Below are 12145 nucleotides of genomic sequence, written 5' to 3'. Positions count from 1 at the left end.
TTTTAGTCAAGGCAAAGGGTCGCTGCGCAACCCATCGCAGCCTCGCTACGCTCATCAGCGGCTACAAAAACTGTTGGCGTTACACCATTGCTTTCGACGCCGCCAACATGGCTTTGAGCAACACCGCACATCCCGCTGCCAGATCCTTGGGATCGGCGTTCTCGATTTCGTTGTGACTGATGCCGCCTTCACATGGCACAAAAATCATGCCCGCCGGGCCCAGCTCGGCGAGGAAGATGGCGTCGTGCCCTGCCCCGCTGACGATGTCCATATTGGACAACCCCAGGCCATTGGCTGCTTCACGTACCGCATTCACGCAATCGTCATTGAAGTACAGCGGCGGAAAATCCGCAGTTGGGGTGAGTTCAAACGTCAGGCCATGTTTGGCGCACGTGGCTTCGATCACCCCGCGCACTTCGCTGATCATCGAGTCCAGGCGCTCCGGCAACAGGTGACGGAAATCCAGGGTCATGCGTACTTCGCCCGGGATTACGTTGCGCGAGCCCGGGTACGCTTGCAGGCAACCCACGGTGCCGCAGGCATGGGGTTGATGGCTCAGGGCGGCGTGATTGACCGCAGCCACTACCGCCGCAGCGCCCACCAGCGCGTCCTTGCGCAGGTGCATGGGGGTCGGCCCGGCGTGGGCTTCGACGCCACGCAGGTTGAGGTCGAACCATTTCTGCCCGAGAGCGCCCAGTACCACGCCAATGGTTTTACGTTCGTCTTCAAGGATCGGCCCCTGCTCGATGTGGGCTTCAAAGTAGGCCCCCACCGGGTGGCCGCTGACTTTTCGACTGCCCGCATAGCCAATCGCATTCAAGGCTTCACCGACCGTCACGCCCTCGGCATCGGTTTTGGCCAGGGTTTCTTCCAGGGTGAATTTTTCGGCAAAGACACCGGAGCCCATCATGCACGGGGCAAATCGCGAGCCCTCTTCGTTGGTCCACACCACCACTTCGAGCGGCGCCTCAGTCTCGATGTTCAAGTCATTGAGAGTGCGCAGCACTTCTACCCCGGCCAGCACCCCAAAACAGCCGTCAAATTTGCCGCCGGTGGGCTGGGTGTCGATATGGCTGCCGGTCATCACCGGCGGCAAGTCGGGATTGCGCCCGGGGCGACGGGCAAAAATATTGCCCACGGCGTCAACGCTGACGGTACAACCCGCGTCTTCGCACCAGCGCACAAAGATGTCCCGGGCCTGGCGGTCGAGATCGGTCAGGGCCAGGCGACACACGCCGCCTTTTACCGTGGCCCCCAGTTGCGCCAGTTCCATTAAAGAGGCCCACAGGCGCTCGCTGTTGATCAAGGGTGCGCGTTGCTGCTGAAGGTCTTGTATGGCGTTCATGGAGGTATCCTCAGGCAGTTTTTTATAAGAATTCATGTCAAGCCGCGTTGTTGGCGATGGCCGTCTGCGGGCTGCTCAGGCGGCACAGGGCGTAGTAAATCGCGGCGCCGAGCAACGACCCGGTAAACCAGCCGAAGTCATAAAACCAGCTGAAAGCGCTGCTGCCCAATGACAGCAAGGTCAGTACCACCGGTACGCCAAAGGCGATGAATCCGTTCCAGTTCCAGGCCGGGTACACGCCGTCGTGGTACAGCCCGGCCAGGTCGAGTTTTTGCTGACGGATGATGAAATAGTCCACCACCATGATCCCCGCGATGGGGCCCAACAGGCTGGAGTAGCCCAGCAGCCAGTTGGAGTACACGGTTTCCAGGCTCACGTCGGACACCAGCAGGCCGAGTTTTTTCAGCAGTTCATGCCCCATCAGCACCAGGCCCACCAGGCCGGTCAACATCACGGCCTTGGTGCGGTTGATCAGTTTGGGGGCGATGTTCTGGAAGTCATTGGTGGGCGACACGATATTGGCCGCGGTGTTGGTCGACAGGGTGGCAATGATGATCAGTGCCATGGCCAGCGCCACCCAGCCCGGGCTCTGGATATGACCGATCAGGCTTACCGGGTCGGACACGGTAACCCCTACCAGTTTTTCGGACGCTGCCGTCATCACCACGCCCAATGCAGCAAACAGGAACATGGTCAGCGGCAGGCCGAAAATCTGGCCCAGAATCTGGTCTTTCTGGCTTTTGGCGTAGCGGCTGAAGTCCGGAATATTCAGCGACAAGGTGGCCCAGAACCCCACCATTGCGGTCAGGCCGGCAAAGAAGTAGCCATACACACTGGCGCCTTCGGGGCGTTTGGCGGGCTGGGCCAGCAGTTCGGTCATCGACACATTGGGCAGTGCCCACACCAGCAATCCGATGCCAACCAGTACCAGCAACGGCGCAGACAGGGTTTCAAGCCACTTGATCGACTCGGCGCCGCGCAACACCACCCACAGGTTAAGCGCCCAAAACAGCATGAAGCCGATCACTTCACCGGTGCCGCCCAGGCTTTTCCAGCCTTCGAACACCGAGCCCAGAAACAGGTGAATGGCCAGGCCGCCGAACAGCGTCTGAATCCCGAACCAGCCGCAAGCCACCAAAGCACGGATCAAGCAAGGGACGTTTGAACCGATGATGCCGAAGGAAGAGCGCAGCAACACCGGAAAGGGAATTCCGTATTTGGTACCCGCAAAAGCATTAAGGGTCAGCGGGATCAAAACCACGATATTGGCCAGCAAAATCGCCAGCAGCGCCTCGCCGACCGAAAGCCCGAAGTAGGCCGTCAATACACCCCCCAAGGTGTAGGTGGGCACGCAAATGGACATGCCGATCCACAACGCAGTGATATGCCATTTGTTCCAGGTGCGCTCATGGACTTTGGTGGGGGCAATATCGTGGTTATACCGGGGACTATCGAGGACTTCAGGCCCGGCTTCCAGTTCGTACAAGCCGTTACGTTCAGTTACGTGGGATCTGCTCGCTTGCATGTTCGCTCACTCTCTTGTTGTGGTGACATGCCCCGCGCATTGGCGCAGAGCCACTCCCTTGCCTGGACTTGTACTTGTCTACGTCGGCCCGTCCGGTCATGGCAGCAACAATCAAGAACTGTGCCGTGTTACTTGCCGCGTCCCCGCACACTGGCTTGCACTACTTGCAACTGTCTGGTTTACAACTGTTTTAACCCTCTTGTAAATGACTCGCATTCCCATGCCCCTATCAAAAGGCATTTCATTGATATAACAAAACGAAACAACTCGGTGCACGCTTATTTATTTTTGTTGCTTTGCCACCCTTCGCTCAGAGACTCAAGCACCTGATTTAGCATAAGAAACTTCGCTCATATTTGATTCCTGTCAAGTGCGTCAAAATGGTGTGGCAGTGCCTCATTTTGGTGATTAATTATTAAAGTTGTTATAAATCATATAGTTATAAACAAATAACCTTATTAAAAATAAAGTTTGAACATTCTCTTACAACCCACTAGATTTCATTCCTGACACCAGTGACAGGAATCAAAACTGTTCACTCGTCTTAATAACAACATTTAGAGCCGGTTATAGCCGGTCAGCCTGCGAGGAACTCGGTATGTCACTGTTAATCCGTGGCGCTACGCTTGTGACCCATGATGAAAGTTATTGTGCTGATGTTTACTGCGCCGACGGTCTGGTCCGCGCCATTGGCACTGATCTTGATGTTCCGGCAGGCTGCGAAGTTCTGGATGGCAGCGGTCAATATCTAATGCCCGGGGGTATTGATCCTCACACCCATATGCAACTTCCGTTTATGGGGACCGTGGCCAGCGAAGACTTTTACAGTGGCACGGCCGCCGGTTTGGCCGGTGGCACAACATCCATCATCGACTTCGTGATACCCAACCCGCAGCAGTCCTTGCTAGAGGCATTCCACCAGTGGCGTGGCTGGGCCGAAAAATCGGCGTCCGACTATGGGTTCCATGTCGCGATCACCTGGTGGAGCGAGCAGGTGCGTGAAGAAATGGCCGAGCTGGTCAGCCAGCACGGCGTCAACAGTTTCAAACATTTCATGGCTTACAAAAACGCGATCATGGCCGCTGACGACACCCTGGTGGCCAGCTTTGAGCGTTGCCTGGAACTGGGGGCGGTGCCCACAGTGCATGCCGAAAACGGCGAGCTGGTGTACCACTTGCAACGCAAACTCATGGCCCAGGGCATGACCGGGCCGGAGGCTCACCCGCTGTCACGCCCCTCCCAGGTTGAAGGCGAAGCCGCCAGCCGGGCAATCCGCATCGCCCAGACTATCGGCACGCCGCTGTACCTGGTGCATGTGTCGACCCGTGAAGCCCTGGATGAAATCACCTACGCCCGCAGTCAGGGCCAGCCGGTGTATGGCGAAGTTCTGGCCGGGCATCTGCTGCTCGATGACAGCGTGTACCAACACCCCGACTGGCAGACCGCCGCCGGTTACGTGATGAGCCCGCCCTTCCGCCCTCGCGGGCATCAGGAGGCGCTGTGGCACGGCCTGCAATCGGGCAACCTGCACACCACCGCCACCGACCACTGTTGCTTCTGTGCCGAACAAAAAGCCGCCGGGCGCGACGATTTCAGCAAAATCCCCAACGGCACAGCGGGTATCGAGGACCGCATGGCGCTGCTGTGGGATGAAGGCGTGAATACCGGGCGTTTGTCGATGCAGGAATTTGTCGCTCTGACCTCCACCAACAGCGCCAAGATTTTCAATATGTACCCGCGCAAAGGCACGATCCGGGTCGGTGCCGATGCCGACCTGGTGCTGTGGGACCCGCTGGGCACCCGCACCATCAGCGCCAAAACCCACCATCAACAAGTCGATTTCAATATTTTTGAAGGCAAGACCGTCCGCGGCATTCCCAGCCACACCATCAGCCAGGGCCGCGTGGTGTGGGCCGACGGTGATCTGCGGGCAGAACGCGGAGCGGGCCGTTACATCGAACGGCCGGCCTACCCCGCCGTGTTCGATTTGCTGAAAAAACGCGCCGAGCAACACAAGCCAATAGCCGTCAAGCGCTGAGCGTAAAGCACTGCCCGACAGAGGCAGGACGATCCCCACAACCGTGAGGCAATCCCGTGATCAAGTCCCTGAACCATTTGCCGCATCCCCATGACAATGCGCAGGTGCTGGCGAGTCATTTCACCGATCTGGCGCCCCCCCTCAGTGCCCGCCAGGCCGAGCTGGAAAGTTCGCGCTGCCTGTATTGCTACGACGCGCCTTGCGTCAATGCGTGCCCCAGCGACATCGATATCCCTTCGTTTATTCGCAAGATCCAGCAGGAAAACGTCCAGGGGGCTGCGCACACGATTCTCTCGGCCAACATTCTGGGCGGCAGTTGTGCCCGGGTTTGCCCGACGGAGGTGCTGTGCCAGCAAGCCTGCGTGCGCAATAACAGCCAGGAGTGCGCCCCGGTACTGATCGGTTTGTTACAGCGTTATGCGGTCGACCATGCGCAGTTCAGCGAGCATCCATTCACCCGTGCGGCACCCACCGGCAAGCGGATCGCCGTGGTCGGCGCGGGCCCTGCCGGCTTGGCCTGCGCCCATCGCCTGGCCTTGCTCGGGCATGAGGTGGTGATATTCGAAGCCCGGGAGAAATCCGGCGGGCTCAATGAATACGGGATCGCCAAATACAAACTGGTGGATGATTTTGCTCAGCGGGAAGTGGATTTCGTACTGGATATCGGCGGCATCGAAGTGCGTCATGGCCAAAAACTGGGCGACAACCTGAGCCTGAGCGAGCTGCACCTGCAGTTCGATTCGGTGTTTCTGGGGTTGGGACTGGCCGCCAGCAGGCTGCTGGGCCTGCCCCACGAAGACGCGCCGGGGCTGCTGGCCGCCACCGATTACATCCGCGAACTGCGCCAGAGCGATGACCTGACGCAATTGCCGCTGGCCGAGCGCTGCATTGTGCTGGGCGCGGGCAATACCGCGATCGACATGGCGGTGCAAATGGCCCGCCTGGGTGCACGGGAGGTAAACCTGGTGTATCGCCGGGGGCTCGAGGACATGGGCGCCACCGGGCACGAACAGGATATTGCCAAGGCCAATCAGGTGCGTCTCATGACCTGGGCCCAGCCGCAAGAATTGTTACTGGATGAACGCGGTCAGGTGCGCGGCATGCGCTTTGCCCGCACTCGCCTGGAGGGCGGACGCCTGGTGAGCACCGGTGAGACCTTCGAACTGGCAGCTGATGCGGTGTTCAAGGCCATCGGCCAGACTTTTGATGAGGCTGCGCTGAACGATCCATTGGCGCAGGCACTCAAGCGGGTCGGCGACCGGATCGAGGTTGACGATCAACTGCGCACCAGCGTGCCCGGGGTTTATGCCGGGGGCGATTGCACCTCACTGGGTCAGGACCTGACCGTACAAGCCGTGCAGCACGGCAAACTGGCCGCAGAAGCCATTCATGCCCAACTGAATCAGGAGGCCGCGTAAATGGCCGATCTCTCGATTGTTTTCGCCGGTATCAAATCGCCCAACCCTTTCTGGCTAGCGTCTGCGCCACCCACCGACAAGGCCTACAACGTGGTGCGTGCCTATGAGGCGGGCTGGGGCGGCGTGGTCTGGAAAACCCTGGGTGAGGACCCGGCCGCGGTCAACGTGTCCTCGCGCTACTCGGCGCATTTCGGGCCTAACCGCGAAGTCATGGGCATCAACAATATCGAGCTGATTACCGACCGCTCCCTTGAAATAAACCTGCGCGAAATTACCCAGGTCAAAAAGGACTGGCCGGACCGGGCGCTGATTGTGTCGTTGATGGTGCCCTGCGAAGAATCGGCCTGGAAGTTCATCCTGCCGCTGGTGGAGGCCACGGGCGCCGATGGCATCGAACTGAATTTCGGCTGCCCCCACGGGATGCCGGAACGCGGCATGGGGGCGGCGGTGGGTCAGGTGCCGGAATACGTCGAGATGGTGACGCGCTGGTGCAAGACCTATTGCTCGCTGCCGGTGATCGTCAAGCTGACGCCCAACATCACCGACGTGCGCCTCAGTGCCCGCGCAGCACACCGCGGCGGAGCCGATGCGGTGTCGTTGATCAACACCATCAATTCCATCACCAGCGTCGACCTTGAGCGCATGGTGGCGTTACCGACAGTGGGCAGCCAAAGTACCCACGGCGGTTATTGCGGCTCCGCGGTCAAGCCGATTGCACTGAACATGGTGGCCGAAATCGCCCGCGATCCGTTGACCAAAGGCTTACCGATCAGTGGGATTGGCGGCATTGGCAGTTGGCGCGACGCAGCGGAATTCATTGCCCTGGGCTGTGGCTCGGTTCAGGTGTGCACCGCCGCCATGCTCCACGGGTTTCGGATAGTTGATGAGATGAAGGACGGTTTGTCGCGCTGGATGGACAGCCAAGGCTATACCTGCCTGGACGATTTTTCTGGCCGTGCTGTAGGCAACACCACCGACTGGAAGTATCTGGATATCAACTATCAGGTAATCGCCAAAATCGACCAGGAGGCCTGTATTGGCTGCGGGCGCTGCCATATTGCGTGCGAAGACACCTCGCACCAGGCCATCGCCAGCTTGAAACAGCCCGACGGGACACACCGGTATGAAGTGATCGACGACGAATGCGTGGGCTGCAACCTGTGCCAGATCACGTGCCCGGTCGAGGACTGCATCGAGATGGTGCCGCACGACAATGGCTTGCCGTTCCTGGACTGGAACCATGATCCCCGCAACCCTTACCGAGTGGCGTCGTAGCAGAAACGGCCGTGGGGCGGCGCCTCACGGCTCCAGCCCTATGCCCCGCAGGATGATGCTGGTAACCGTCTGCACCGCCCGTTCAAACTGGATATCGGACAATGGCTGATGATCATTGATGATCGTCACCTGATGGTCAAAATCGGCGTAATGCTGGGTTGAGGCCCAGATCATGTACAACAGGCTGGACGGCTCTACCGGCAAAATCCGCTTGTCCTGCACCCATTGGCGGATTTTGGCCTCTTTCATCTTCGCCCAGTCATACAGGCTGGCATCCAGCGCCTGACCCAGGGTCGGGGCGCCATGTATCAATTCGTTAGCCCAGACTTTCGAGCCAAAGGGCCGTGTGCGCGAGTGGTTCATTTTGGCGCGGATGTAACTGCTGAGTACCAGACGCGGGTCGTCGTAGGTTTCGAAGCACAGCGCATCCTGCTTCCACACCTCGAGCAGCCCGAGCAATACAGCGCTGTACAGCTCGGTCTTGGTGCTGAAGTAGTAGTGCAGGTTGGAACGTGGCAACTGGACTTCTGCTGCGATGTCCGCCATTGCCGTTCCGGCAAAGCCCTTTTCAGCAAAAATCTTTTCGGCGCCGAGGAGGATTTTTTCGACATTGCTGCGCCGAATTTCGATCTTGTGATTGCTCATCGCTATTGCCCTTGCCGTCGTGCTTCTTCGAGGTCCGTCGAGTGAGCAAATATTTCCAACACAATGCGCCGAATATCGCCTGTTGCGGCTACGCTTAGGCAACTACGCGACGCCGTGTCAGATTAATTCGCGGCAGGAAGTTCAATCACGTTGGTTTCGATACCGTCAAGTTTGGGCTTGAGCTTCATTTTTGCCTGCGCTTCAAGCGCTTGAGCCTCAGAGGCAAACGGTCCGATCAAGAAGTGCTGAACACCTGCGATTTCGAAAATGTAAGGGGTGAAACCGTTGTCAAGAAGCCTTCCGGTGGTGTCAGTAATTGTTGCTCTCTGGCCCTCGGTGATCTCTAGCGCCCATTGAGCAACAGGCGCCTGGACCACTGTTGATTCAGAAGCTGCTTTAGCCCGCTGGATTTTATCGTTAGACTCCTGACCGCAAGCCGTCAAGGCCAAAATTGCCGTCATCACGATGACTTTACGCACTGCGTTTCCCCTGTCTGTTTGAATGGGTTGATTTTATCACTGGGGCAATGGCCTTTGCTCTCCTTGAACAAATCCGATGCGCCCCAATTTAAGGCTCAGACGCCAGAATTTTCCCCCTGCAGGGAATCAATCCTCTGGCCATGTCGTCTGTAATGAGCGGCGCATTTATACGCACTTAGCAGTATTCTGTAGTCATGACCGAAGCCGCACCGTCTCAGAGACGTGCCTTACAAAGCCATCAAGGAGAAAAAAATGCTGATACTCACCCGTAAAGTTGGTGAAAGCATAAACATCGGTGACGATATTACGATCACTATTTTAGGTGTCAGCGGACAACAGGTCAGAATCGGCATCAACGCGCCGAAGGATGTTGCCGTACACCGTGAAGAAATTTACCAACGTATCCAGGCTGGATTGAATGCACCGGAAAAAAACGATCAGCCATAAGCCTGTGAGGTATCAGCCCTAGGCTTGAGTATCAGGGCTGCTCAGCCAGCCCTCCTCAATTCCTTCGATACCCGCACCTGACACAGCATTGCCCCCCTTGCTGAACTTTCTCTTTGTTAAGAGATATGTCCCATCGACTTGACCGTTTCAAGGTTAGCGACCACGCTCACTCCTCGCAGAGGGCCTGCAAGGCCTGATGACTGCGCGCCAAGGCGTTTAGGCATTGTTACGTCTTGAGAGACTCTCTCCTCAATTCAGCCCTTCGCCGGGCTGGACCTGTACCGTCAAGGAATGAAAGACATGTCCGATTTAATCGTAGTGGGATTTTCAGACACCGAAAAAGCAGATCGCGCCCTCACCAAGATGGTTTCGCTGAGTAAAGAGCACCTGGTGGAGCTGGAAGATGCGGTCATTGTTGTGCGCAATGCCGAAGGCAAGATCCATATCAAGCAAAGCGTCAACCTGACGGCTCTGGGGGCTACTTCCGGCCTGGTCACCGGCGGCCTGTGGGGCGCACTGGTGGGGCTGCTGTTCCTCAACCCTCTGGCAGGCTTTGCCATTGGTGGTGCACTGGGTGCTGGCACCGGCGCCCTGTCCGGCTCGTTGAGCGATTACGGGATTGATGACTCGTTTATCAAGTCCTTGAGCGAAACCATCCCGAACGATTCGTCGGCCCTGTTTGTGCTGCTGCGCAAGTTCCAGCCAGAAAAAGTCCTGAAAGAACTTGAAGACTCGGACTTCAAAGGCAAGGTTCTGCGCACCTCCCTGTCTCCGGAACAAGAGCAGAAACTTCAGGACGCGCTGTCCAAAACCACTGCCGGCGCACCGGTAGCCACAACGATCTAAATCTGTTTGTCGTTGGCATTCGACCGCTTGAACGGCGGTCGAATTCTGCGCTTGCGTCAGTTCAAACGCACCGCGGTGCCTGTGGCAAATACCACCAGCATCCCGCCACGCCCTGACGGCATACTGATTTCAAAGTTCAACCCCACAATCGCATCGGCCCGCAAACCGCCTGCCCGCTCACGGATTTCATCCGTCACTTCTGCCCGCGCTTCCTTCAAGGCCCGCTCCAGCGTCTGGGAGCGTCCGCCAAAAAAGTCCCGCACCCCTGTAAAAAAATCTCGTACCACGTTGATACCGTGTACCGACTCGGCACTGACCACTCCCAGATATTCAGTGATCTTGCGGCCATCAATCGTGTGCGTCGTGGTGACAATCATCAGTGTGTCCTTGCGTAAACCCGTCTCGATAGGGCCGCAGATTAACCCATTCCTGCCGGATTTCGCCGCACTCACCGCTCGGAAAAGCGCTGCACTGGCCTTATGCACCGCCAGTGTTACTGTAGCCAGTGGAAATATGGCCACGGGCAAGCTCTTCTTTATGCCTGCCCAAAGGCTACTATGCTTACAGCAAATGAATCTAAAGACGTAAGAGTTGGGACGCCTCGCTCGGCAAATCTTCATTGCTGACATGAACTCAATGGCTGCGCCAAGCAACTTTTCGACCCCGCTCAAGGAAGCCCGCTATGGTCCAAAGACACGTCATCAACGCTTCAGTAAGCCCTAAAGGCAGCCTGGAGACGCTATCGCAACGTGAAGTGCAGCAACTGAGCGAAGTTGGCTCGGGCAGCAGCTACACGCTGTTTCGCCAGTGCGTACTGGCAATCCTGAACACCGGTGCCCACGTCGATAACGCCAAAACCATCCTTGAGGCCTATCAGGATTTCGAGGTGCGGATCCACCAGCAAGACCGCGGCGTGCGCCTTGAACTGCTCAACGCCCCCGCCGATGCATTTGTTGATGGCGAGATGATCGCCAGCACCCGGGAAATGCTGTTCAGCGCCCTGCGCGACATCGTCTACAACCAGGGCAGCCTCGACAGCGCGCGCATCGACCTGAGCAGCTCTGCCGGCATCACCGACTACGTGTTCCACCTGTTGCGCAATGCCCGTACGCTGCGCCCCGGGGTTGATCCGAAAATTGTCGTGTGCTGGGGTGGCCACTCGATCAACACCGAAGAGTACAAGTACACCAAAAAGGTGGGCCACGAGTTGGGCCTGCGCAGTCTGGACATCTGCACCGGCTGCGGCCCGGGCGTGATGAAGGGGCCGATGAAAGGCGCCACCATTTCCCACGCCAAACAGCGCCTGACGGGCGGGCGTTATTTGGGGCTCACCGAACCCGGCATCATCGCCGCCGAAGCGCCAAACCCGATCGTCAACGAACTGGTGATCCTGCCGGACATCGAGAAGCGCCTTGAGGCCTTTGTTCGGGTAGGTCACGGCGTGATCATTTTCCCGGGCGGTGCCGGTACCGCCGAAGAATTCCTGTACCTGCTGGGCATTCTGATGCACCCGGATAACAGCGACGTGCCGTTCCCGGTGATCTTGACCGGCCCTAAAGAGGCTGCACCCTACCTTCAGCAACTGCATGAGTTTGTAGGGGCCACCCTGGGTGAAGAGGCGCAGCAGCACTACCAGATCATTATCGACAACCCGGCCGAAGTGGCCCGCCACATGACAGCAGGGCTCAAGGCGGTGAAACAGTTCCGTCGCGAGCGCAACGACGCCTTCCACTTCAACTGGCTATTGAAAATCGATGAAGGTTTCCAGCGCCCGTTCGACCCGACCCACGCCAATATGGCAAGCCTGAAACTGCGCAGTGACGTGCCGGCACACGAATTGGCAATCAGCCTGCGTCAGGCCTTTTCCGGGATTGTGTCGGGCAACGTAAAAGAGAAAGGCATCCAACTGATCGAGCAGCACGGGCCTTATGTGATCCATGGCGATGCTGCCGTGATGAAGCCTCTGGACAAGTTGCTGCAAGCGTTCGTTGAACAACACCGCATGAAACTGCCAGGCGGCGCGGCCTATGTGCCGTGCTATCGAGTCGTGAGCTAAACCTCGTCGAAGGGCTTGCCAAGCGATATGCGTAGCGTCACCGCGTACCTCGCCTGGCTCGCCCATCAAGG

At 57.9% G+C, this 12145-nt stretch carries 11 protein-coding genes; 6 read left to right on the top strand and 5 right to left on the bottom strand.

Annotation, left to right across the window (positions count from 1 at the left end; all coding sequences use genetic code 11):
- Positions 1-79 precede the first annotated feature (79 nt).
- On the bottom strand, positions 80-1345 hold the full coding sequence (locus BLW11_RS12860) for a Zn-dependent hydrolase (protein ID WP_048359488.1): 1266 nt from the start codon (positions 1343-1345) through the stop codon (positions 80-82).
- 37 nt (positions 1346-1382) lie between these two features.
- The gene (locus tag BLW11_RS12855; protein ID WP_048358379.1) at positions 1383-2870 is read right to left on the bottom strand and encodes an NCS1 family nucleobase:cation symporter-1; all 1488 of its coding nucleotides are present in this window, start codon (positions 2868-2870) and stop codon (positions 1383-1385) included.
- Positions 2871-3468: 598 nt separating this feature from the next.
- Here BLW11_RS12855 and hydA point away from each other — a divergent pair.
- From hydA to preA, 3 genes are read left to right on the top strand one after another with little or no spacing between them, the layout of a single operon-like run.
- On the top strand, positions 3469-4908 hold the full coding sequence (gene hydA, locus BLW11_RS12850; protein ID WP_048358380.1) for a dihydropyrimidinase: 1440 nt from the start codon (positions 3469-3471) through the stop codon (positions 4906-4908).
- 56 nt (positions 4909-4964) lie between these two features.
- Positions 4965-6326: an NAD(P)-dependent oxidoreductase gene (locus BLW11_RS12845; protein WP_048358381.1), complete on the top strand. Its 1362-nt coding sequence runs from the start codon at positions 4965-4967 to the stop codon at positions 6324-6326.
- Positions 6327-7601 (top strand): NAD-dependent dihydropyrimidine dehydrogenase subunit PreA, encoded by a 1275-nt coding sequence (gene preA, locus BLW11_RS12840; RefSeq protein WP_048358382.1) that lies wholly within the window; start codon positions 6327-6329, stop codon positions 7599-7601. It begins immediately after the preceding gene.
- Between the two features lie 24 nt (positions 7602-7625).
- Here the strand turns inward: preA and BLW11_RS12835 are convergent, their stop codons facing one another.
- Both BLW11_RS12835 and BLW11_RS12830 read right to left on the bottom strand, forming a co-directional pair.
- Positions 7626-8246, bottom strand: a complete 621-nt coding sequence (locus tag BLW11_RS12835; protein ID WP_048358383.1) for a TetR/AcrR family transcriptional regulator — start codon at positions 8244-8246, stop codon at positions 7626-7628.
- Between the two features lie 122 nt (positions 8247-8368).
- The gene (locus BLW11_RS12830) at positions 8369-8725 is read right to left on the bottom strand and encodes a hypothetical protein (protein WP_048358384.1); all 357 of its coding nucleotides are present in this window, start codon (positions 8723-8725) and stop codon (positions 8369-8371) included.
- Positions 8726-8977: 252 nt separating this feature from the next.
- On the opposite strand from BLW11_RS12830, the gene csrA reads away from it, so the two are divergent.
- Together csrA and BLW11_RS12820 are read left to right on the top strand one after the other, a co-directional pair.
- Positions 8978-9172 carry a carbon storage regulator CsrA gene (csrA, locus tag BLW11_RS12825; RefSeq protein WP_019828915.1) on the top strand — a complete coding sequence of 65 codons (195 nt, stop codon included), beginning with the start codon at positions 8978-8980 and terminating at the stop codon, positions 9170-9172.
- Positions 9173-9472: 300 nt separating this feature from the next.
- Positions 9473-10018: a DUF1269 domain-containing protein gene (locus BLW11_RS12820; protein ID WP_048358385.1), complete on the top strand. Its 546-nt coding sequence runs from the start codon at positions 9473-9475 to the stop codon at positions 10016-10018.
- Positions 10019-10074: 56 nt separating this feature from the next.
- Here the strand turns inward: BLW11_RS12820 and BLW11_RS12815 are convergent, their stop codons facing one another.
- On the bottom strand, positions 10075-10395 hold the full coding sequence (locus BLW11_RS12815) for a YbjQ family protein (RefSeq protein WP_048358386.1): 321 nt from the start codon (positions 10393-10395) through the stop codon (positions 10075-10077).
- Positions 10396-10700: 305 nt separating this feature from the next.
- On the opposite strand from BLW11_RS12815, the gene ppnN reads away from it, so the two are divergent.
- Positions 10701-12074 (top strand): nucleotide 5'-monophosphate nucleosidase PpnN, encoded by a 1374-nt coding sequence (ppnN, locus tag BLW11_RS12810; RefSeq protein WP_048358387.1) that lies wholly within the window; start codon positions 10701-10703, stop codon positions 12072-12074.
- The last annotated feature ends 71 nt before the right edge of the window (positions 12075-12145 follow it).

The sequence above is a fragment of the Pseudomonas deceptionensis genome (assembly GCF_900106095.1).
GTDB lineage: Bacteria > Pseudomonadota > Gammaproteobacteria > Pseudomonadales > Pseudomonadaceae > Aquipseudomonas > Aquipseudomonas deceptionensis.
This window is presented reverse-complemented; position numbering and strand designations above follow the sequence as displayed.

What these genes read in the sequence shown, in the direction of transcription:
- BLW11_RS12860 (WP_048359488.1), bottom strand. Translation starts at nt 1,345, where the DNA reads ATGAACGCCATACAAGACCTTCAGCAGCAACGCGCACCCTTGATCAAC.
- BLW11_RS12855 (WP_048358379.1), bottom strand. Translation starts at nt 2,870, where the DNA reads ATGCAAGCGAGCAGATCCCACGTAACTGAACGTAACGGCTTGTACGAA.
- hydA (WP_048358380.1), top strand. Translation starts at nt 3,469, where the DNA reads ATGTCACTGTTAATCCGTGGCGCTACGCTTGTGACCCATGATGAAAGT.
- preA (WP_048358382.1), top strand. Translation starts at nt 6,327, where the DNA reads ATGGCCGATCTCTCGATTGTTTTCGCCGGTATCAAATCGCCCAACCCT.
- BLW11_RS12835 (WP_048358383.1), bottom strand. Translation starts at nt 8,246, where the DNA reads ATGAGCAATCACAAGATCGAAATTCGGCGCAGCAATGTCGAAAAAATC.
- csrA (WP_019828915.1), top strand. Translation starts at nt 8,978, where the DNA reads ATGCTGATACTCACCCGTAAAGTTGGTGAAAGCATAAACATCGGTGAC.
- BLW11_RS12820 (WP_048358385.1), top strand. Translation starts at nt 9,473, where the DNA reads ATGTCCGATTTAATCGTAGTGGGATTTTCAGACACCGAAAAAGCAGAT.
- BLW11_RS12815 (WP_048358386.1), bottom strand. Translation starts at nt 10,395, where the DNA reads ATGATTGTCACCACGACGCACACGATTGATGGCCGCAAGATCACTGAA.
- ppnN (WP_048358387.1), top strand. Translation starts at nt 10,701, where the DNA reads ATGGTCCAAAGACACGTCATCAACGCTTCAGTAAGCCCTAAAGGCAGC.